18 protein-coding genes and 2 tRNA genes are annotated in these 21,435 nt (G+C 71.4%); 8 read left to right on the top strand and 12 right to left on the bottom strand.

The features are described from left to right. Positions 1–79 precede the first annotated feature (79 nt). From H0S66_RS07580 to dnaA, 12 genes are all read right to left on the bottom strand, one after another. Positions 80–3,118, bottom strand: coding sequence for an amidase family protein (locus H0S66_RS07580; protein ID WP_179614848.1), 3,039 nt, complete (start codon positions 3,116–3,118; stop codon positions 80–82). 268 nt (positions 3,119–3,386) lie between these two features. Next, positions 3,387–3,462, bottom strand: a tRNA-Ala gene (locus H0S66_RS07575). A 48-nt stretch (positions 3,463–3,510) separates the two neighbouring features. After that, positions 3,511–3,636, bottom strand: coding sequence for a DLW-39 family protein (locus H0S66_RS20050; protein ID WP_258017152.1), 126 nt, complete (start codon positions 3,634–3,636; stop codon positions 3,511–3,513). 52 nt (positions 3,637–3,688) lie between these two features. Beyond that, positions 3,689–3,765: transfer RNA gene (locus H0S66_RS07570), tRNA-Ile, on the bottom strand. A gap of 117 nt (positions 3,766–3,882) precedes the next feature. Then, entirely contained in the window at positions 3,883–4,575 is a 693-nt protein-coding gene (locus H0S66_RS07565) for a DUF3566 domain-containing protein (RefSeq protein ID WP_179614847.1), read from the bottom strand. After that, entirely contained in the window at positions 4,575–7,343 is a 2,769-nt protein-coding gene (gene gyrA / locus H0S66_RS07560) for a DNA gyrase subunit A (protein WP_179614846.1), read from the bottom strand. Before gyrA ends, H0S66_RS07565 begins: the two co-directional genes overlap by 1 nt. Positions 7,344–7,397: 54 nt before the next feature. Further along, the gene (gyrB, locus tag H0S66_RS07555) at positions 7,398–9,551 is read right to left on the bottom strand and encodes a DNA topoisomerase (ATP-hydrolyzing) subunit B (RefSeq protein ID WP_338088072.1); all 2,154 of its coding nucleotides are present in this window, start codon (positions 9,549–9,551) and stop codon (positions 7,398–7,400) included. A 254-nt stretch (positions 9,552–9,805) separates the two neighbouring features. Next, on the bottom strand, positions 9,806–10,402 hold the full coding sequence (locus H0S66_RS07550; RefSeq protein ID WP_338037234.1) for a DciA family protein: 597 nt from the start codon (positions 10,400–10,402) through the stop codon (positions 9,806–9,808). Further along, the gene (gene recF / locus H0S66_RS07545) at positions 10,392–11,564 is read right to left on the bottom strand and encodes a DNA replication/repair protein RecF (RefSeq protein WP_179614844.1); all 1,173 of its coding nucleotides are present in this window, start codon (positions 11,562–11,564) and stop codon (positions 10,392–10,394) included. The genes H0S66_RS07550 and recF overlap by 11 nt, the downstream gene beginning before the upstream one ends. A 1-nt stretch (position 11,565) precedes the next feature. Further along, entirely contained in the window at positions 11,566–12,483 is a 918-nt protein-coding gene (gnd, locus tag H0S66_RS07540; protein WP_179614843.1) for a phosphogluconate dehydrogenase (NAD(+)-dependent, decarboxylating), read from the bottom strand. Positions 12,484–12,546: 63 nt separating this feature from the next. Continuing rightward, positions 12,547–13,686 (bottom strand): DNA polymerase III subunit beta, encoded by a 1,140-nt coding sequence (gene dnaN / locus H0S66_RS07535; protein WP_179614842.1) that lies wholly within the window; start codon positions 13,684–13,686, stop codon positions 12,547–12,549. A 397-nt stretch (positions 13,687–14,083) separates the two neighbouring features. Further along, positions 14,084–15,529 (bottom strand): chromosomal replication initiator protein DnaA, encoded by a 1,446-nt coding sequence (gene dnaA, locus H0S66_RS07530; protein ID WP_179614841.1) that lies wholly within the window; start codon positions 15,527–15,529, stop codon positions 14,084–14,086. A 550-nt stretch (positions 15,530–16,079) separates the two neighbouring features. Between dnaA and rpmH the strand changes: the two genes are divergently transcribed. The 8 genes from rpmH (at position 16,080) to H0S66_RS07490 (ending at position 21,400) form a co-directional block, all read left to right on the top strand. Next, positions 16,080–16,217, top strand: a complete 138-nt coding sequence (gene rpmH, locus H0S66_RS07525) for a 50S ribosomal protein L34 (RefSeq protein ID WP_179614840.1) — start codon at positions 16,080–16,082, stop codon at positions 16,215–16,217. A 19-nt stretch (positions 16,218–16,236) separates the two neighbouring features. Then, positions 16,237–16,581, top strand: a complete 345-nt coding sequence (rnpA, locus tag H0S66_RS07520; RefSeq protein WP_179614839.1) for a ribonuclease P protein component — start codon at positions 16,237–16,239, stop codon at positions 16,579–16,581. Continuing rightward, positions 16,578–16,886: a membrane protein insertion efficiency factor YidD gene (gene yidD / locus H0S66_RS07515; protein WP_179614838.1), complete on the top strand. Its 309-nt coding sequence runs from the start codon at positions 16,578–16,580 to the stop codon at positions 16,884–16,886. Before rnpA ends, yidD begins: the two co-directional genes overlap by 4 nt. Before the next feature lie 3 nt (positions 16,887–16,889). Next, positions 16,890–17,894, top strand: coding sequence for a membrane protein insertase YidC (yidC, locus tag H0S66_RS07510; RefSeq protein WP_179614837.1), 1,005 nt, complete (start codon positions 16,890–16,892; stop codon positions 17,892–17,894). Then, entirely contained in the window at positions 17,891–18,442 is a 552-nt protein-coding gene (locus H0S66_RS07505) for a Jag family protein (RefSeq protein WP_219633634.1), read from the top strand. Before yidC ends, H0S66_RS07505 begins: the two co-directional genes overlap by 4 nt. A 49-nt stretch (positions 18,443–18,491) precedes the next feature. Then, a complete protein-coding gene (gene rsmG / locus H0S66_RS07500; protein WP_258017151.1) occupies positions 18,492–19,211 on the top strand; it encodes a 16S rRNA (guanine(527)-N(7))-methyltransferase RsmG in 720 nt (239 codons plus the stop codon). Between the two features lie 219 nt (positions 19,212–19,430). After that, entirely contained in the window at positions 19,431–20,369 is a 939-nt protein-coding gene (locus H0S66_RS07495; RefSeq protein WP_179614836.1) for a ParA family protein, read from the top strand. Further along, positions 20,366–21,400, top strand: a complete 1,035-nt coding sequence (locus tag H0S66_RS07490) for a ParB/RepB/Spo0J family partition protein (RefSeq protein ID WP_179614835.1) — start codon at positions 20,366–20,368, stop codon at positions 21,398–21,400. Before H0S66_RS07495 ends, H0S66_RS07490 begins: the two co-directional genes overlap by 4 nt. Positions 21,401–21,435 lie beyond the last annotated feature (35 nt).

Genomic DNA, 21,435 nt, shown 5'->3' with positions numbered 1-21,435 from the left:
CAGCGCCCCGGACCCGAGGGTCCGAGGCGCTGCCGCTCCGCAGGTGCCGGCTGAGGTGCCGGCTCAGGTGCCGGGGCTGCTACTTCTTGCGGACCACCCGGAGGATGGCCTTGCGGCTCCACGCCGCCTCGTAGTCAGCGCCGGTGACCACGTAGGCGCGCAGGCGGTGCCTGCCCAGGCCGAGCTTGGGCAGGTTCACCTTCTTCGAGCCGTTGCGGACCGTGGTCGACTTCACCACGTCGTCGCCGTCGTAGACCAGGACCGTGGCGCGGCTGGTCGCGCCGTCGACGAGGACCTTGAGCTTGGCGCGCTGACCCAGCTTCACGACCTTCTTGGTCAGCGCCACGCTCAGCGACGGGGCCGCCTTGGTGACCTTGAGGGTCGAGGTGGCCACGCTCTGCGACACGGTGGGCGAGCCCTCGTAGGTCGCGGTCACCAGGTGCGTGCCGACCGGCAGGTCGGAGGGCAGCTCGAGCTCGACGCTGCCGTCGACCAGCTCACCGCTGACCGAGGTCTCGGCGACCTCGACCGTGACCGAGCCCGTGGCGGCCGGGTCGGCCGCCACCGAGACGGTCGCCGTGGCGCTCTCGCCGTACGTCGTCGCGGTGCTGTCGAGGCTCAGCGAGGTCACCGACTCGGCCGGCCCGCTCCACTCGAGCGCCGGCGCGAAGGTGGTCTGCACAGCGGCGTCGGCCTTCTGCTCCAGGGCGTAGCCCATCCCGAGGACGTCGGCGTCCTGCCACGCGCGACCGACGATCTGGATGTTGTTGGACTGGCCCTCGTCGTTGGAGCCGACGGGGAGGATGGCGGTGGGCAGGCCGACGCTCTGGGTGATGACGCCCGACGCGCGGTCGGCGCTCATGATCGCCGAGGAGGCGTCGTTGTTGCCCATGCTGCTCAGGAAGCCGGGGTAGATGACGGCGTCGACCGGCTGGTCACCGAAGGCGGTGTCCATCCAGGCGGCGGCGTTGGACTTGTAGGCGTCGCGACGGGCCAGCAGGTTCTCGACGCTGGCGTCGTCCATCGGCTGCGCGGTGTAGTTGCCGGAGACGTTGTAGGGCAGGTTCGCCTCGTGCTCCTTCAGCTCCTTGGTCGTGTAGGGGAAGACGCCGGGGCGCTCCTCGGCGATGTAGCGCTCCCAGCCCTCGGCACCGGCGTTGCCGCTGGTCGGGTAGTCCGCGCTGGGCGGCGCCGACGGCGACGTCGCCGCTCCCTCGGCCAGCGGCACCAGGGTGCCGCCCGCGGCCTCGATCGCGGCGCGCGCCTTGGCCAGCGCGACCTGTCCGGCCGTGTCGTCGACGACGGAGGAGGACTGGAAGGCCGTGGGGACGTAGCCGATGGTGCGGCCCTGGAGGGCGTCGGCGCTCAGCGACGACTTCCACTCCACCGGGCGCAGGTCGTTGTCGACGCGCGAGGTGAGCAGGTCCTCGGGGTTGTTGCCGGTCTCCTGGGTGGCCGTGGCGTCGAGCAGGATGGCCAGGTCGGTGACCGACTTGGCCATCGCGCCGGCGTAGTCGGTGGCCCAGGTCAGCGGCATCACGCCGTTGGTGCTGGTCAGGCCGTCGGTGCCGCGGAAGGTGGACAGCCCGGCACCGGTGGAGGGCGCGTAGAGCGAGACACCGGTCTGGGTGCCCATCGCGGCCGGGGCCAGGTCGGCGCCGACCGCGGTGGCCGAGCCGCCGCTGGAGCCGAAGGAGGTCTTCGAGGGGTAGAGCGCGTTCCAGCTCTGCATGAAGCCGCTGTCGCTCCACGAGCCCGAGTTGGCGAACTCGGAGAGGTTGGTCTTGCCGATCATCACGGCCCCGGCCTCGCGCAGCTTCTCGACCTGCCAGGCGTCGCGGCCCGGCTCCCAGTCCTCCAGCGCGAGCGTGCCGCCGGTGGTGGGCATGTCCTCGGTGTCGTAGATGTCCTTGAGCGCGATCGGCACGCCGAGCAGGTCGCCGGTGGCGCCGGCGGCGCGGGCCCGGTCGGCCTCGCGGGCCTGCTCGACGGCGTCGTCGGCCACCGTGATGAAGGAGTGGAAGCCCCACGAGCCCGAGTCGTAGGCCTCGATGCGGTCCAGGTAGGCCTGGGTGATCTGCACCGAGGTGACGGTCCCGGCCTCCATGTCGGCCTGCAGGTCGGCGATGGTCTTGCCGGTGACGTCGTAGGCGACGTCGGTCATGTGCTCGACCTGGGGGTCGGCGGCGGGGACCTGCAGCGGCTCCGCGCCCACGCAGGCGGCCTCGTAGGTGGCCAGGTCCCAGTTCTGCAGGGTGCAGATCTCGTCGATGCTCAGCGTCGACAGGTCGGGGGCGGCGGCCAGCGCGGCCGCGTCGAGGGCGACCTGGGTGGTGTCGGAGACCGCGCCGATGACGGCGTACTGCAGGAGCGACTCGGTCTCGCCGGGCTCGATGCTCAGCTCGCGCAGGAAGCCGAGGTCGTTGGCCCGGCTGCCGGTCGCGACGTACGGCGTGGTGAACGGGTCGGACTGCTGGTCGGTCAGCGAGTCGACGCCCGAGCCCACCACGACGCCCGTCGGGCGGGTGGCGCCGGGCGTGGCGGCCGCGATCCAGGTGTCGGTGGGGTCGACCACGTCGTCGCCGCTGCTCGAGTCGATGACGCTCGCCTTGTTGGGGCTCGTGGTCGAGGTGAGGCCGGAGCCGAGTGATCCGCCGAAGGAGACCTCGATCGAGACCGGCTCGGCCGCGGTGTTGGTGAAGGTGTCGAAGAAGCTCGTGGTGCTGGTCCCCGGGGAGACCTCGACCCGTCGGGTCATCAGCACGTCACCCAGGCGCACCGATCGCGTGGAGTGGTAGGAGCCGGCGCTGGAGGCGGTGAGCCCGTAGCCGCGCACCATCTGGTCGTTCATCCGGGGCTCGTCGCCGTCGACGGGGTCGACGTGCACGAAGACGTTGCCGAAGCCCTCGAGCTTGGAGCCCGAGACGCTGCGGATCGAACCGGTGTCGAGGCCGGGCCGGCGGGCATCGTTGATGGCGATGGTGGCGCCGTTGTCGGTGTCGACACTGGTCTGGGACAGCGCCGGGGGCGCGGTCGCGAGGACACCGGCGCCGACCGCGGCGGCGGCGAGACCGGCCGTCCACCGGGTGGGGCGGGGTGCCGTGGAGGCAGAGGACATGGAGGGCTTCTCGTTTCGTGGGTGATGGGGCCCACGAGTTCTAACCACCCCTGATTACCGCCTGACACCCGTCAGGTTGCGGCGACGTTTCGTGACCTGTGCGGTGGATCACCCCAGGTCAGCGGTGGGACGGGCGCCGCAGGTCGCCTGCTTCTGCTACGCGTGCCCAGCGCGCAGCAGCGCGCTCGGCCAGAGGGGGCAGAGCCGGCCGGGTGGGGCCTGGGCACAGCCACAGGGGCGCCGCGACGGCGCTGGGCGTGCGAGGTGGTGGTGGAGCCTAGGGGACTCGAACCCCTAACCCCCTGCTTGCAAAGCAGGTGCGCTACCAATTGCGCCAAGGCCCCCGGTGACGACTTCGGACCGCGCGGCCCGGGCGTCGTCCGGCCCGGTGGTCAGCTCTTGGCGACCGGGTCCGTGGCCTCGGCCCACAGGGCCTGCTCGGCCTGCGACTCGTCGTACTTCTTCTTCGCCGCGAGGGCGCCACCGGCAGCGAGCAGGAGCATCAGGATCTTCTTCACGGCTGGCCTCCCGGCACGGATCGGATCACGCTGGTGGGTGGAGCTGGAGGGGTGGTGGGCCTAACAGGACTTGAACCTGTGACCTCTTCCTTATCAGGGAAGCGCTCTAACCGTCTGAGCTATAGGCCCCACACCGGCGCGAACCGGCGGGGTCGGCGCGAGTCAGCGACCCGGACGACCGAGAGGGGAGACTACCCGACGCGCTCGCGCGTGGACAAAACGCGGTGCCGCCGAGGTCGTCGGGCCTCAGTTGTCCTCGGCCAGCGTGACCTCGATGCCGCCCAGGAGGGCGGCGGCCATGTTGTAGAGGAACGCCCCGAGGGTCGCGATCGCGGTCAGCAGCACCACGTCGACGGCCGCGATCAGCATCGTGAAACCGATGACGCGCGAGGTGCCGATGTAGTTCTCGACGTCGAAGTCGGACGCGCTCTCCTGGCCCACCACGTCGGTGACGGTGCGGTTGATCGACTCCCACACCCCCGCCCCGTCGAGGACCGTCCAGACCATCAGCACGGAGACGACCGTGACGATGCCGAAGGCCACCGAGAGCAGGAACGCCGTCTTCATCACCGACCACGGGTCGATGCGCGTGAGGCGCAGCCGGGCCCGGCGAGGCCCGCGCGAGGGACCCTTGCCGGACGTCGGTGCCGGCGCCGTCGACCCCGCGCTCGCGGCCTGCTTCTTCGCCTCGCGGTTGGCCTTGTGCTCCTCGGCCGCGCGGGTGACGCGGCCCTGGAGGCGCTCGGTGAGGGGCGGGCGCACCGCGGTGTCGTCGGACGAGCCGCCCGCTCCCGCCGGCTTGCCGGACTGGGCGCCGGCCGGGGAGCCGGCCGGCTTGCCCGCCGGTCTGCCGGCCGGCTTCGCCGGCGGCTTGGAGCCGGGCTTCGCGGCGGGCCTCGACCCGGAGGTCGAGCGGGGCTCGGTCGAACGCTCGGTCATCAGCTCTCACCCTCGGTGTCGTCGGCAGGCCCGCCCTCGCGGCTCTGCTCCACCGTCTCGGACGCGTCGTCGGCACCGATTGTTGCACCCGAGGCCGAGCCGGCCTCGTTCTCGAGCTGCGCGGTGCCCTCGACGGACCCGTCCTCGACACCCTCGTCGAGACCGTCCTCGGCGTCCACCTTGGCCTCGACCGAGCGGGCCACGACGGCCACGGAGTCGTTCTTCTTGGGCGTCACGAACTTCACGCCCATCGCCGAACGGCCGGTGGGCCTGAACTCCGCGTTGACGGGGCTGCGCACGACCTGGCCGGAGGCGGTGATCGAGAGGACCTCGTCGCCCTCCTCGACGATGAACGCGCCGACCAGGCCGCCGCGGTCCTCGTTGGCCAGGCCCATCGCCTTGACCCCGAGCCCGCCGCGGTTGGTGAGGCGGTAGTCGTTGATGCGGGTGCGCTTGGCGTAGCCGCCGTCGGTGATGGTGAAGACGTACTGCGCCTTGACCTCCGTGGGCTCCACCGGCTCGACGAGCCCGGCCGAGGCCGGGTCGACGTCGGGGGTGTCCTCGTTGGTCTCGCTGAGCCCGGCGGCGACCTCGGCGGCGACCTGGGAGGCCCGGATCACCGACATCGACAGCAGCGAGTCGCCCTCGCGGAACTTCATGCCCGAGACGCCCGAGGTGGCGCGGCCCATCGGGCGCAGCTGGGCGTCGTCGGCGCGGAAGCGCACCGCCTGGCCCTTGCGCGAGACCAGCAGGATGTCGTCGTCGGGGCCGACCAGCTCGGCGCCGATCAGCTCGTCGTCGTCCTCGCGGAAGTTGATCGCGATGACGCCGGCCTGGCGCGGGGAGTTGTAGTCGCCCAGGCGGGTCTTCTTGACCAGGCCGCTGCGGGTGCCGAGCACCAGGTACGGCGCCTGCTCGTAGTCGCGGATCGCCAGCACCTGCGCGATCGACTCGTCGGGCTGGAAGGACAGCAGCCCGGCCACGTGGCCGCCCTTGGCGTCGCGCGAGGCCTCGGGCAGGTTGTAGGCCTTGGTGCGGTAGACCCGGCCGGCCGTGGTGAAGAAGAGCAGCCAGTGGTGGTTGGTGGTGGCGATGAAGTGCTCGACGACGTCGTCGCCGCGCAGCGTCGCGCCGCGCACGCCCTTGCCGCCGCGCTTCTGCAGGCGGTACTGGTGGCGCAGGGTGCGCTTGGCGTAGCCACCGCGGGTGATGGAGACGACGAGCTCCTCGTCGGGGATCAGGTCCTCCATCGAGAGGTCGCCGTCGGCGGCGATGATCTGGGAGCGGCGGTCGTCGCCGTACTTCTCCTCGATCTCCTCGAGCTCGTCGGAGATGATCTGGCGCTGCCGGGTCTCGTTGGCCAGGATGTCCTCGAGGTCGGCGATGATCAGCTCGAGCTCGGCCAGGCGGTCCATGATCTTCTGGCGCTCCAGCGCCGCGAGGCGCCGCAGCTGCATCGCCAGGATGGCCTCGGCCTGCACGTCGTCGATGTCGAGCAGCTCGATCAGGCCGGTGCGGGCCTCGTCGGCGTCGGGGGAGCGGCGGATCAGCGCGATGACCTCGTCGAGGGCGTCGAGCGCCTTGACCAGGCCGCGGTAGATGTGGGCGTTGCGCTCGGCCTCGGCCAGGCGGAAGCGGGTGCGGCGCTGGATGACGTCGACCTGGTGGGCGACCCAGTTGGAGATGAAGGCGTCGATCGACAGCGTGCGCGGCACCCCGTCGACCAGGGCGAGCATGTTGGCGCTGAAGTTGGTCTGCAGCTCGGTGTGCTTGAGCAGGTTGTTGAGCACCACCCGCGCGACCGCGTCGCGGCGCAGCACCACGACCAGCCGCTGGCCGGTGCGGTCGGAGGTGTCGTCGCGCACGTCGGAGATGCCCTGCACCTTGCCCGAGTCGGCGAGCTCGGCGATCTTGAGGGCCAGGTTGTCGGGGTTGACCATGTAGGGCAGCTCGGTGATGACCAGGCAGGTGCGGCCCTTGCTGTCCTCGTCGACCTCGATGACCGCGCGCTGGGTGATCGAGCCGCGACCGGTGCGGTAGGCCTGCTCGATGCCCTCGCGGCCCACGATCGTGGCGCCGTTGGGGAAGTCGGGGCCCTTGACCCGTTCGAGGAGCGCGTCGAGCAGCTCCTCCTTGGTCGCGTCGGGGTGCTCCAGGGCCCAGCGGGCGCCGGAGGCGACCTCGCGCAGGTTGTGCGGGGGGATGTTGGTGGCCATGCCGACCGCGATGCCCGCGGATCCGTTGACCAGCAGGTTGGGGAAGCGCGAGGGCAGCACGACCGGCTCGGAGGAGCGGCCGTCGTAGTTGGGCTGGAAGTCGACGGTGTCCTGCTCGATGTCGCGCACCATCTCGAGCGCGAGCGGGGCCATCCGGCACTCGGTGTACCGCATCGCCGCGGCCGAGTCGTTGCCGGGCGAGCCGAAGTTGCCCTGGCCGTTGACCAGCGGCGCCCGCATCACCCACGGCTGCGCCAGGCGCACCAGGGTGTCGTAGATCGCGGTGTCGCCGTGCGGGTGGTACTGACCCATGACGTCACCCACCACGCGGCTGCACTTGGAGAAGCCGCGGTCGGGGCGGTAGCCGCCGTCGAACATCGCGTAGAGCACCCGGCGGTGCACCGGCTTGAGCCCGTCGCGCACGTCGGGCAGGGCGCGGCCGACGATGACGGCCATCGCGTAGTCGATGTAGGCGCGCTGCATGGAGGTCTGCAGCTCGACCGGCTCGATGCGTCCGCCGGTGCCGCCGCCGTCGGTGGGGGTCTCAGTCACGTGTCTGTGTCTCTCTCGTCGCTTCTACGATTGTCTAAGGTCTGGGTTAGATACCTAGATATCGAGGAATCGGACGTCCTTGGCGTTGCGCTGGATGAAGGAGCGGCGCTGCTCGACGTCCTCGCCCATCAGGATCGAGAAGATCTCGTCGGCGTGCGCGGCGTCGTCGAGGGTCACCTGGAGCATCAGCCGGTGGTCGGGGTCCATCGTGGTCTCCCACAGCTCCTTGGCGTTCATCTCGCCCAGACCCTTGTAGCGCTGCACCGCGTTCTCCTTGGGCAGCTTCTTGCCCGCGGCCTGGCCCTCGCGCAGCAGCGCGTCGCGCTCGGCGTCGGAGAAGACGAACTCGTGTTCGTGCGGCTTGTTCCAGCGCAGCCGGTAGAGCGGCGGCTGGGCCATGTAGACGTGGCCGTGCTCGATCAGCGGACGCATGAAGCGGAAGAGCAGCGTGAGCAGCAGCGTGTTGATGTGGTGGCCGTCGACGTCGGCGTCGGCCATCAGCACGACCTTGTGGTAGCGCAGCTTGTCGCCGTCGAACTCCTCCTGGATGCCGGTGCCCAGGGCGGAGATGATCGACTGCACCTCGGCGTTGCCGAGCACCTTGTCGATGCGTGCCTTCTCGACGTTGAGGATCTTGCCGCGGATCGGGAGGATCGCCTGGATCCGCGGGTCGCGGCCCTGGCGGGCCGAGCCACCGGCCGAGTCGCCCTCGACGATGAAGACCTCGCACTCGGCCGGGTTGGTCGACTGGCAGTCCGAGAGCTTGCCGGGCAGCCCACCGCCGCCGAGCAGGCCCTTGCGCGAGCGGGCCAGGTCGCGCGCCTTGCGCGCCGCGACCCGGGCCTGCGCCGCGGCCTGGGCCTTGCGGATGATGTCGCGCCCCTCCTGGGGGTTCTGCTCCAGCCAGGCACCGAGCTGGTCGTTGACCACGCGCTGCACGAAGCCCTTGGCCTCGGTGTTGCCGAGCTTGGTCTTGGTCTGGCCCTCGAACTGCGGCTCGCCGAGCTTGACCGAGATGATCGCGGTCAGGCCCTCGCGGATGTCGTCACCGGTGATCCGGTCCTCCTGCTTCTTCATCAACCCCCAGTCGAAGCCGGCGTTGTTCATCAGCGAGGTGAGCGCGGAGCGGAAGCCCTCCTCGTGGGTGCCGCCCTCGTGGGTGTTGATGGTGTTGGCGAAGGTGTGCACCGACTCGGCGTACGAGGTGTTCCACTGCATCGCCACCTCGAGGCTCATGTGGTTCTCGACCGACTCGGGGGTGTCGGCCTCGAACGAGATCACCGAGGGGTTGGCGACGGTCTTGGTGCGGTTGAGGTGCTCGACGAAGTCGACGAGGCCCCGGTCGTAGCGGAAGACCTGCTCGCTGCCGCCGGCCGCGCCGCGCTGCATCGCCGCGGGACCGCTGCCGTCGACGTCGTCGGCGACCGTCTCGTCCTCGACGGCGTCCATCACCGCGTCGGCCGCGGGGCGCTCGTCGCGCACGACGATCTCGAGGCCCTTGTTGAGGAAGGCGTACTCGCGCACCCGCGAGGTGATCGTCTCCAGCGAGTGCGTGGTGGTCTCGAAGATGTCGGGCGAGGGGTAGTAGGTGATCGTGGTGCCGGTGCCCTCGTCGTCGCGCAGCGGGCGGACCTGCTCGAGGTCGGCGTCGGGCACGCCGATGGAGAAGGACTGGCGCCACAGGTGGCCCCGGTTCTTGACCTCGGCGATGACGTGGGTCGACAGCGCGTTGACCACCGAGACGCCGACGCCGTGCAGGCCGCCGGAGACCTTGTAGCCGCCGCCGCCGAACTTGCCGCCCGCGTGCAGGACGGTCAGGGCCAGCGTCAGCGCCGGCAGCTCCTGGCCCGGCGCGGTGCCGGTGGGGATGCCTCGGCCGTTGTCCTCGACCCGCACCCCGCCGTCGGCCAGCAGGGTCAGCACGATGCGGTCGCAGTAGCCGGCCAGCGACTCGTCGACCGCGTTGTCGACGATCTCCCAGATCAGGTGGTGCAGGCCGCGCTCGCCGGTGGAGCCGATGTACATGCCGGGGCGCTTGCGCACCGCCTCGAGGCCCTCGAGGACCTGGATCGCCGAGGCGTCGTACTCGACCCCGTTGGGACGCTTGTCCTCGACGACCGCCCGAGAGGTCTCGGGGGGAGGTGCTGTCGCCGCGGGGGCTGCGGCCGGGTCCTGCTGGTCGTCCGGGGTCGGGGTCTCGTCGGACACGTCCACCTCTTCGTTGCAGGCTCGTGGGGCGAGCCAGGACATGGGTCGGGTCGCCAGAGGCGACCCGGGGGCCATGTTACCGCTCAGGAGCCCGCAGGACACGCTCTCGTCCCCAGCAACGCGGTGTCGGGACGCAAAAAGAGTCGCTCACGGGCTCGTGGAGGCCTCTGGGAGCGCCTGCCGGGGGTGTCGACGGGTACGGGTACCACCCACAGCGCCCCAGATCGCCTGTGCGACCTCCGGCCCCGGTCCGCTCAGCCGTAGGTGTCGCGGGGGCCGCGCCCGTCCCGCACCGACCGCGGACCCTTGCGCCAGGTCGGCAGGTGCGGGCCGAGCACCTCGATCACCGTCACGGTGCCGTGGCCCAGCTCCTCGTTGAGGCGGCGCACCAGGGAGGGGGCCAGCAGCCGCAGCTGGGTGGCCCACGCCGTGGAGTCGGTGCGCACGACCAGCCGCCCGTCGGCGAAGGACTCGGGGGTGCAGTGGTCGGCGAGCTCGGCGCCGACGATCTCGACCCACCGGCCGAAGACCCCGTGCACCCGCAGGTCGAGCTCCCAGCCGTGGTCGGCCACCAGCCTGCCCAGGGTCGAGTCGAGGGTCTGCGGGTCGCGGTCGTCGGGGTGGGCGCCGGATCCTTTGTCGCCCGGCGACCCGCCCGGCCGCCGCGGCCGCCGCCTTCTGGCGGGCGTCCCGCCCGCCCCGGCCGTGGCGCGCGCGATGCGACGGGCCAGGTCGAGCCCGTCGTCCACGTGCTCCTCCTCGCCCACCCCCTCCGCCGGGCCCGCCTGCTCGCCGGGTTGCTGCTCGGGTTGCTGCCCGGGTGCGTCCCCGGGCGAGTCCTCAGGACTCACGGCGCACCTCGCCGCCACCGACGAGGTAGCGCACGCCGGCGAGGGCCTTCGGCACGTCGGCGGCCACCGCCGCGGTCACGAGCACCTGCTCGGCACCGGCCACGAGGTCGGCCAGCTGCTCGCGGCGCTCGGTGTCGAGCTCGGCGAAGACGTCGTCGAGGATCAGGATGGGGTCGTCGCCGTCGTCGCGCAGCAGGTCGTACGACGCCAGCCGCAGCGCGAGCGCGAAGGACCACGACTCCCCGTGCGAGGCGTAGCCCTTCACCGGGAGCCGCTGCGGAGCGTCCTGCTCGTCGCTCGCGGCGCCGTGGCCCAGGCTCAGCAGCAGGTCGTCGCGGTGCGGGCCGACCAGCGACAGTCCCCGGTCGAGCTCGTCGCCGCGGCGCCGCTCCACCTCGGCCAGCAGCGCGGCAGCCAGGTCGGGGGCCGACCGGGCCTCGCCGATGTCGAGGCTGGGCCGGTACTCCAGGGCCGCGTCGTCGCGGCCGGCCCCGCGCGCCACCATCTGGTAGGCCCGCGCCAGGTAGGGACGCAGCGCCTCGACCAGCGCCAGCCGCTCGGCCAGCAGCTCGCCGCCGGTGCGGGTGAGGTGGTCGTCCCACACCGAGAGCGTGGCCAGCGCCCCCTCCTGCGAGGAGGATCCGCGGCGGGCCTGCCCGGCGGTCTTGAGCAGGGAGTTGCGCTGGCGCAGCACCCGGTCGTAGTCGGCGCGGACCCCGGCCAGGCGTGGGGCGCGCAGCACGAGCAGGTCGTCGAGGAAGCGGCGGCGGTCGGACGGGTCGCCCTTGACCAGCACGAGGTCCTCGGGCGAGAAGACGACCGTGCGGACCAGGCCGACGATGTCGCGGGCCCGGGGCAGCGGCGACCGGTTGACCCGGGCGCGGTTGCTGCGCCCGGGGTTCAGCTCGACCTCGAGCACGGCCGTGCGCCCGTCGCGGACCACGGCCGCGCGGACCACGGCCTGCTCGGCCCCCGCCCGCACCAGCGGTGCGTCGGAGGCGACGCGGTGGGAGGAGAGCCGCGAGAGGTAGTCGATCGCCTCGACGAGGTTGGTCTTGCCCTGGCCGTTGCGCCCGATGAACGCCGTGGCACCCGGCTCCAGCGCCACCTCGGCGGTGGCGTAGGAGCGGAAGTCGTGCAGGGTCAGGTGCGAGACGTGCACGTCATGCCAGGTCGGGTTCCGGGCCGGGCTCGTCGGTCGTCTTCTCCACGCCCTTGACCGCGTGGCCGCCGAACTGGTTGCGCATGGCCGCGACCGCCTTCATCGCCGGCGAGTCGTCCTGGCGCGAGACGAAGCGCGCGTAGAGCGCGGCCGTGATCGCGGGGGTGGCGACGGCGTTCTCGATGCCGGCCTCGACGGTCCAGCGGCCCTCGCCCGAGTCGTCGGCGTACCCGGCGATCGAGGCCAGGCCCGGGTCGTCGTCGAGGGCCCCGACGAGCAGGTCGAGCAGCCACGAGCGGATCACGGTGCCCTCGCGCCAGGACCGGAAGACCTCGGTGGTGTTGTCCACGACGTCGACGGCCTGCAGCAGCTCCCAGCCCTCGGCGTAGGACTGCATGACGGCGTACTCGATGCCGTTGTGGACCATCTTGGAGAAGTGCCCGGCGCCGACCTTGCCGGCGTGCACGGCACCGAAGTCGCCCTCGGGCTTGAGCGCGTCGAAGATCGGCTGGGCCTTCTCGACGTCCTCGGGGCTGCCGCCGTACATCAGCGCGTAGCCGTTCTCGAGGCCCCAGACCCCGCCGGAGACCCCGCAGTCGACGAAGCCGATGCCCTTCTCGCCGAGCTGGGCGGCGTGGGCCTGGTCGTCGGTCCAGCGCGAGTTGCCGCCGTCGATGACCAGGTCGCCCTCGCCGAGCAGCTCGCCGAGCGCGTCGACGGTCTCCTGGGTGATCTTCCCCGAGGGCACCATCACCCACACGACCTTGGGCGAGGGCAGCTCGGCCACCATCGCCTCGAGGCTGTCGGCGTCACGCTTCTCGGGGTCGAGGTCGTAGCCGATGACGGTGTGGCCGGCGTTGCGCAGACGGGTGCGCATGTTGCCGCCCATCTTGCCGAGTCCGACGAGTCCGATGTCCATGGTGCGCTCCTAGCTGTGGGGCCGGTTGCGGGTGGGCTGTGCTGCTGGGGCCGCGCGCCCGGGTCAGGAGAGCAGGCGGCGCGGCATCAGCAGGTAGCGGAAGCCGGGGTCGGTGTCGCCCTCGGCGGGCGAGCCGCTGATGACCACCGGCTTGGAGGCCTGGGTGAAGGCCAGCTCGACGACCGACTCGTCGATCGCGGTGAGTCCGTCGAGCAGGAACTGAGGGTTGAAGCCCGTCGTCAGGTCCTCGCCGTCGACGTCGGCCTCGATCGACTCCGAGGCCTGGGCCTCGTCACCGGAGCCGGCGTCGAGGGTCAGCACGCCGTCGCTGAAGGCGAGCTGGACGGCGGTGTTGCGCTCGGCGACCAGCGAGACGCGCTTGACCGACTCGATCAGCGCCGCCTTGTCGACCTTGGCGACGGTGAGGTGCTCGCTGGGGAACAGGCTGCGGACCTTGGGGAACTCGCCGTCCAGGAGCCGGGTCGTCGTACGCCGGATCCCGCCGCCGGCGGCACCCTCGAAGCCGATGATGCCCTCGCCCGACCCGCTGGCGGCCAGGGCGATGGTGACCTCGCTGCCGGCGGTCAGCGACTTGGCGGTGTCGCCGAGCACCTTCGCCGGCACCAGGGCGGCCATCGACTCGTCGGGCGTGCGGGGATCCCAGCCGAGCTCGCGCTGGGAGAGCCGGAAGCGGTCGGTGGCCAGCAGCGAGATCGACGAGCCGTCGATCTCGATGCGCACACCGGTCAGCACCGGGAGCATGTCGTCGCGGCCGGCCGCGGTGACGGCCTGGGCGACGGCGTGGGCGAACAGGTCGCTCTGCACGGTGCCGGTCGCGGCGGGCATCTCGGGCAGCGAGGGGTAGTCCTCGACCGGCATGGTCTGGAGGCTGAAGCGCGCCGAGCCGCAGGTCAGCGAGACCCGGGCCCCGTCGATCACCATCTCGACCGGCTTGGCCGGCAGGCTGCGGCAGATGTCGGCCAGCAGCCGCCCGCTCACCAGCGCCCGGCCCTCGCCGGAGACCTCCGCGGGCAGCGTGGCCCGCGCCGAGGTCTCGTAGTCGAAGGTCGACAGGACCAGGCCCTGGTCGGTCGCCTCGACCAGCAGGCCGGCGAGCACGGGCACGCTGGGTCGGACCGGGAGGCTGCGGGCTGCCCACGCGACGGCGTCGGCGAGCACGTCACGTTCGACGCGGAACTTCACGGTGGGGAGTCCTTCTTCGAGGCGGGCGCGGTCTGGGGCGGATGGATGACAGATCCTGCCACGAGGGCGGGAGCGTCGGGAGGTCCGGGGCGTTTTCCCCAGGAAGGGGATCGGGGACAAGTTGACCGGTCTCGTGACCTAGGTGGAGGTCCGTAGGAGTCATAGCAACGGTGGAATCTGTGGATGAACATCGAACGTGCAGGTCAGCACGCTCGATGTCTGTGCACAGGGGGTGTGGAGGAGGATCCGGACGAGCAGCGTCGGCGTGTGCAGCCACCTCGTCCGTGCGCCGCCGTCCGCTGTGGTTCCACAGATCCTCCCCGTGTAGTTCGCACGTCGGGGGGCACCTGGTCCACAGGCTCGACCGGCGGCGGGGCGCCGGCTCGACCCGCGGGGCTCAGCCCTGGCGGGCCTGCAGCTTGACGCGGTTGGTGAGCTCGCTGACCTGGTTGAAGACCGCGCGCCGCTCGGCGAGCAGCTGGTTGATCTTGCGGTCGGCGTACATCACCGTCGTGTGGTCGCGGTTGCCGAACTGGGCGCCGATCTTGGGCAGCGACAGGTCGGTCAGCTCGCGGCACAGGTACATCGCGATCTGGCGTGCCATCACCAGGTGGCGACCGCGGCTGGGGCCGGTGAGCTCGTCGATGGCCAGCCCGAAGTACGCGGCGGTCTGGGCGATGATCAGGCCGGCGGTGATCTCGGGCTCCCCGCCCTCGGGGATCAGGTCCTTGAGCACGATCTCGGCCAGGGTCATGTCGACCTCCTGGCGGTTGAGGTTCGCGAAGGCCGTGACCCGGATCAGCGCACCCTCCAGCTCGCGGATGTTGGTCTGGATCTTGGAGGCGATGAACTCCAGCACGTCGGGCGGCGCGGTGAGGCGGTCCATCGCGGCCTTCTTGCGCAGGATCGCGATCCGCGTCTCGAGGTCCGGGGGCTGCACGTCGGTGATCAGGCCCCACTCGAAGCGGTTGCGCAGCCGGTCCTCCAGCGCCTCGAGCCGCTTGGGCGGGCGGTCGGAGGTCAGCACGATCTGCTTGTTGGCGTTGTGGAGGGTGTTGAAGGTGTGGAAGAACTCCTCCTGGGTCTGGGTCTTGCCCTCCAGGAACTGGATGTCGTCGATGAGCAGCACGTCGACGTCGCGGTAGCGCCGCTTGAACCGGTCCTGCCGGTCGTCGCGGATCGCGTTGATGAACTCGTTGGTGAACTCCTCGCTCGAGACGTAGCGCACCTTGGCGCCGTTGTAGAGCGAGCGGACGTAGTGGCCGATGGCGTGCAGCAGGTGGGTCTTGCCCAGCCCGGAGTCGCCGTAGACCAGCAGCGGGTTGTACGCCTTGCCCGGGGCCTCGGCCACCGCCACGGCCGCGGCGTGCGGGAAGCGGTTGGACGAGCCGATCACGAAGGTCTCGAACGTGTACTTCGGGTTCAGCCTCGTCTCGAGGGCGCTGGGCGCCTGGACCGGCGCGGGCGCCGGACGCTCGTCCGGGACGTGCGCCATGGGCGCCTCCACCGGGACCGGGACCACCTGAGTCGACATGTCGACATAGTGACTTTCCGCGGGGGTGGCCGGACGAGGCACGTCGGCGAGGCCCTCCTCCAGCTCCGGGTTGACCGTCACCGCGATCCGGATCTCGCGGCCGAAGCGCACCGTGAGCGCGTCCTCGAGCTGCCCGCGCAGCCGGCCCTCGAGCTGGTTGCGGGTGAAGTCGTTGGGCACCGCCACGATGGCGGTGTTGCCGTGCAGGGTGACGGGCTCGCTGGCGCGCAGCCAGGCCCGTTGGTTGGGCTGCAGGTCCGCGAGCACGCTGGCCCACGCGTTCCCCAGCTCCGAGCTGCTGTCCTCCACGGTGGATCTCCTGCCTCGTCCGGTCTGGTCCCACCTCGTTCCACAACCTTTTCCACAGGCTGTGGGTGGTGTGGGTGGGGTACTGGGGGTGTGGCTCCGGCGACCGTGAGGCCGCCGGATCCGAATCACGTCTGCCCAGATCAGAAGCGCTTTTCCGACCCCGCGCGGCGGACGCGCCCCGGGCTCTCGCCCAGGTCCGACCGCACCCCGAGGGGGTCCCCGAGAGCGTCGAACCTATCCCCCCGTGCCGGGCCCCAGCAAGATGTTGTCCACAGGTTCGCGGGGCTGCTCCACAGGTAGAGTGCGCCGGTTTGACCCTGGTCTCACCCCGCGCGTACCGTTGGCCGGTCACTCGATGTCGACTGGTGCCGCATGTCCACGCCGAACCCCGTACCTGCGGGGCCTGCGTCGTGGGTGGGCGGTGCCAGCCGAAGGGCGACACCGACCGTGCGTCCGCGCACGGGCACAACCTGCGCCGCAGCCGGGGAGACCCCCTCGGACCAGGCCGGGTCGACACTGCACAGACGTCCAGCGAAAGAGAACATCAGCCGTGAGCAAGCGTACGTACCAGCCGAACAACCGCCGTCGCCACAAGGTGCACGGGTTCCGCCTGCGCATGCGCACCCGCGCCGGCCGCGCGATCCTCAACGGCCGGCGCCGCAAGGGCCGCAAGAGCATCTCGGTCTGAGCCACGGCCCCCACGGCCGTTGCTCCCCGCCGCCCACCGTCTGCGTGACGGCTCGGACTTCCGAGCCGCCTCACGCGGAGGTCGGCGCGCGGGATCCCGCACGCTGGTGGTGCACCTCCTCGCTGTCGACGGTGACGACGACGGCGACGGGGTGCGCATCGGCTTCGTGGTGAGCAAGGCCGTGGGCAACGCCGTGGTCCGCAACCGCGTGAAGCGCCGACTGCGCCACCTGGCCCGGGAGCACGTTCCGTCGCTCCCGGGCTCTGCTGTGCTCGTGGTCAGGGCGCTGCCCGAGGCAGCGTCCGCGTCGTACGCCGGTCTGGCCACCGACCTGAGCCGCTGCCTGGCGCGGGTGCAGCCGTGAAGCACGTGCTGGTCGCGCTGCTGCGCGCCTACCGCCTGCTGGTGAGCCCGATCTACGGGCAGGTCTGCCGCTACCACCCCTCCTGCTCGGCGTACGCGCTCGAGGCCGTGCAGGTGCATGGCAGTCTGAGGGGCACGTGGCTGGCCGCCAGACGCGTCGGGCGCTGCCATCCGTGGGCGGCCGGCGGCTACGACCCGGTCCCGCCGGCACGGGGGGCGCCAGCGAGGTCGGACAGCGCCCCACCCGGCGAGACCGAGTCCCCCTGCCCCGCACCTCCCCCGCACACGACCCAGCAAGGAGCCTGATCGGTGGGCATCATCGGCGACATCTTCGGCTTCATCGCGACGCCGCTCTACTACGCCATCTCCGGCATCCTGATCCTCTGGCACAAGCTCTTCGACCAGCTGGGCCTGGACCCGGCCGGCGGCATGTCCTGGGTGCTCTCGATCATCGGCCTGACCGTGGTGATCCGTGCGCTGCTGATCCCGCTGTTCGTCAAGCAGATCAAGGCCAGCCGCAACATGCAGCTGATCCAGCCCAAGGTCAAGGAGCTGCAGAAGAAGTACGGGCACGACCGGGAGCGTCTCGCCCAGGAGACGATGAAGCTCTACAAGGACTCGGGCACCAACCCGTTCGCGTCCTGCCTGCCGCTGCTGCTGCAGATGCCGATCTTCTTCACGCTCTTCCGGCTGCTCGACCAGGCCGCGAAGAACCAGACGGCGCACGGCTTCCTGACCGAGGAGCTGGCCCGCCAGTTCGGTGAGGCGGAGATCTTCGGCCAGATCCCGATCGCCGACAGCTTCTGGCAGGCCGGCATCTGGCGCGAGGGTGGCGGGGACCCCGGCGTGATGTTCCTGGCCCTGGTCCTGGTGCTGGCGATGACCGCCACGACCTTCTTCACCCAGCGCCAGCTGATGAGCAAGAACATGCCCGCGGACGCCCTCTCCGGCCCCTACGCCCAGCAGCAGAAGCTCCTGCTGTACGTGCTGCCCGTCGCCTTCGGCCTCGGTGGTGTGGCCTTCCCGATCGGCGTGCTGCTCTACTGGACCACCTCCAACGTGTGGACCATGGGCCAGCAGTTCTACGTGATCCGCAACAACCCCGCTCCTGGCACGCCGGCCTTCGAGGCCAAGCAGCAGCGCGACAAGGCCAAGGCCGTCAAGCACGGTGACGTCGTCACCGTCGACGAGCCCGTGGCTCCCCCGACCGAGCGCCGCCCCGCGCAGCGCCAGCAGCCCAAGAAGCAGACCCGGCAGCAGCGCCGGCAGTCCGGCTCCTCCAAGCCGGACTCGACCAACGGAGGTTCCTCGTGACCCAGGACGTGACCCAGGACGTGACCCTCGAGGAGGGCGACGACGCGGCAACCGGGTCGACTCCCGCCGCCGGTGAGAGCGACACCTCGCGCCTCGAGCGGCTCGAGAACGAGGGCGACATCGCGGCCGACTACCTCGAGGAGCTCCTCGACATCGCCGACCTCGACGGTGACCTCGACATGGACGTGGAGGGCGACCGCGCCGCCGTGTCGATCGTCGGGGCCGACCTCTCCCAGCTGGTCGGTGCGCGGGGCGAGGTGCTCGACGCGCTGCAGGAGCTGACCCGCCTGGCGGTCTACCGCGAGACCGGTGAGCGGTCCCGGCTGATGCTGGACATCTCGGGTTTCCGCGCCGACAAGCGCACCCAGCTCGAGGCGCTCGCCGCCGAGAAGTGCGCGGAGGTCCGCGAGTCCGGGCGCCGGGTCGACCTCGAGCCGATGAGCCCCTTCGAGCGCAAGGTGGTCCACGACGCGGTGGCCGAGGCCGGGCTGGTCTCGGAGTCCGAGGGCGTGGAGCCCCGACGCTTCGTGGTGATCCTCCCTGAGTGACCAGCAGCCTCCGGGCCCGGTTTCACGTGAAACACCCCCCGTGCCCGCCGTGGCCCGGGGGGTGTTCCCGTCCGGGCGGCTGGAGCTGGTCGAGAGGTACGCCGGTCTGCTGGCGGGGGCGGGCGTCGAGCGGGGGCTGATCGGACCGCGCGAGGTACCGCGGCTGTGGGACCGGCACGTCCTCAACAGCGCCGTGCTGTCGGAGTGGGTGCCGCCCCAGGTGGAGGTCTGCGACATCGGCTCGGGTGCCGGGCTGCCCGGGCTGGTGCTGGCACTGGCCCGCCCAGACGTCCGGGTGACCCTCGTCGAGCCGTTGCTGAGGCGCACGACGTTCCTCGAGGAGGTGGTCTCCGACCTCGGGCTGGGTGACCAGGTCGAGGTGGTGCGCGCACGCGCCGAGGAGCTGCACGGGCAGCGACGGTTCGACGTGGTGACCTCGCGCGCCGTGGCGCCCCTGGAGCGCTTGCTCGGCTGGTCGATGCCGCTGGTGTCGCCCAGCGGGGCCCTCGTGGCGATGAAGGGCTCCTCGGTCGCCGAGGAGGTCGACCGGACCAGGGACGAGCTCGAGGCCTGGGGTTGTGCCGATCCCGAGATCGGTCGGCTGGGGGACGGCGTCCTCGACGAGGCCACGTGGGTGCTCCGGGTGGCCTGGGCGGACCCGGCGTCGGTATCCTGGCCCCCACAGCGCACCGGGGCGTCCCCCGCGGCTCGCCCCGGACGGAAGTCTCGCCGCGGCGGTCGCCGTGGCCGCCCCCGCGGGCGGTCGTGACCCCGACGGGTCGCGGCTCGGCCGCAACGGGTCGCGGGGTGATGCCGGGGTCCCTCCCCAGAGTTATCCACCGGTCCATGTCGCGTGCTGAGCGTGACTTTCCACAGTTTCAGCAAGTTATCCACAGGAGTACCGATGGTCGGCCCCGATGAGGTTTCACGTGAAACAGCCGACGGCGGGACCGATGTTCCACGTGAAACCGAACCGCCGCCCTACCGGGTGCGGACCGCGGCCGACCTGGCCGACCAGCCCTCCGGCTTCGCCGATGACGCCACTCCCCTGGCCCGCGCCGCCGAGCACAGCCTCTCGGTGCGGCTTCGCTCACGCTCGCTGCCGCCCGCCCCTCGACCCGACGCGACCCGAGTGTTCGTCGTGGCCAACCAGAAGGGCGGGGTCGGCAAGACCACGACGACGGTGAACGTGGCGGCGGCGCTGGCGCAGCTGGGGCAGCGCGTGCTGGTGATTGACCTGGACCCGCAGGGCAACGCCTCGACGGCCCTGAACATCGACCACCACCGCGGGGTGCCCAGCACCTACGACGCGCTGGTCGACGGGGAGCCGCTCGCGGACGTGATCAGCCCGTGCCCCGATGTCGAGAACCTCTGGGTGGTGCCCGCCACCATCGACCTGGCCGGCGCGGAGATCGAGCTCGTCAGCGTCGTGGCCCGCGAGGGCCGACTCCGCAAGGCCATCCACGGCCACCCCGCGGTCGGCAGCGCCGCCGACGCGGGCGAGGACCGGTTCGACTACGTCATCGTCGACTGCCCGCCCTCGCTGGGTCTGCTCACGCTCAACGCGCTGGTGGCCGGGGAGGAGATGATGATCCCGATCCAGGCGGAGTACTACGCGCTGGAGGGGCTGGGGCAGCTGCTCGAGACCGTCGACATGGTCCGGGCCCACCTCAACCCCGCGCTGGCCGTGTCCACGATCCTGGTCACCATGTACGACGGGCGCACCCGCCTGGCGGCCGGGGTCGCCGAGGAGGTGCGCGAGCACTTCGGCGACCAGGTGCTGCGCACCGCGATCCCCCGCTCGGTGCGCGTGTCCGAGGCGCCGTCCTACGCCCAGACCGTGATGACCTACGATCCCGGTTCGCCCGGCGCGCTGTCCTACCTGGAGGCCGCGCGCGAGATCACCAGCCGAGGAGTCCGCTCGTGAACGCACCCCGACCCGCCACCCGCCGGGGACTCGGCCGGGGCCTGGGCTCGCTCATCCCGACCGCCCCGGTGACTCCCCCGTCCCAGGACGGCCCGGGTGCGGGCGACGCCCCCGGGGCCACCGGCGTCGACGGGGCTGAGATCGGTGCTCCCGCTCCCGGTGACGCGGCGCGGGCCACGGCCGATGCCGAGGCGGCCGACCGCGGCCTGGCTCCCGTGCACGGAGCCTGGTTCAGCGAGATCCCCGTGGGCCAGATCGTGCCCAACCGGGTGCAGCCCCGCCAGGTCTTCGACGAGGACGCGATGGCCGAGCTCGTGCACTCCATCAAGGAGGTCGGGCTGCTCCAGCCCGTCGTCGTGCGTCGCACCGCCCCCGACAGCTACGAGCTGGTGATGGGGGAGCGGCGCTGGCGTGCCTCGCAGCAGGCTGGCCTGACCGCGATCCCGGCCATCGTGCGCGAGACCGATGACACCGACATGCTGCGCGACGCGCTGCTGGAGAACCTGCACCGCTCGGAGCTGAACCCGCTGGAGGAGGCGTCGGCGTACGCCCAGCTGCTCGAGGACTTCGGGTGCACCCACGACGAGCTGGCCCAGCGCATCGGCCGCTCGCGCCCGCAGATCTCCAACACGCTGCGCCTTCTCCGGCTGAGCCCCGCCGTGCAGCGCCGTGTGGCGGCGGGTGTGCTCTCCGCCGGCCACGCCCGCAGCCTCCTGGCCGTCGATGACGCGGAGCTGCAGGACCGGCTGGCCCAGCGCGTGGTCTCCGAGGGCATCAGCGTGCGCGGCCTGGAGGAGATCGTCGCCGTGGGAGACCACGACCGGCCGGGGCCGCGCACCCGGCGCTCCAAGCCCACCGCTCCGGGGCTCGAGGACATCGCAGAGCGGCTCTCCGACCGGCTGGAGACGCGGGTGAAGGTCGACATGGGCCGCAGCAAGGGCAAGATCACCGTCGAGTTCGCCGCGCTGGAGGACCTGCAGCGGATCATCGACGTCATCGACCCTCGCAACCGCAAGGACCGCCCGATCTGAGTCGCCAGATCGCTACATCGATGTAGCGACAAGTC

The organism is Nocardioides marinisabuli, from assembly GCF_013466785.1.
Classification (GTDB): domain Bacteria; phylum Actinomycetota; class Actinomycetes; order Propionibacteriales; family Nocardioidaceae; genus Nocardioides; species Nocardioides marinisabuli.
This window is presented reverse-complemented; position numbering and strand designations above follow the sequence as displayed.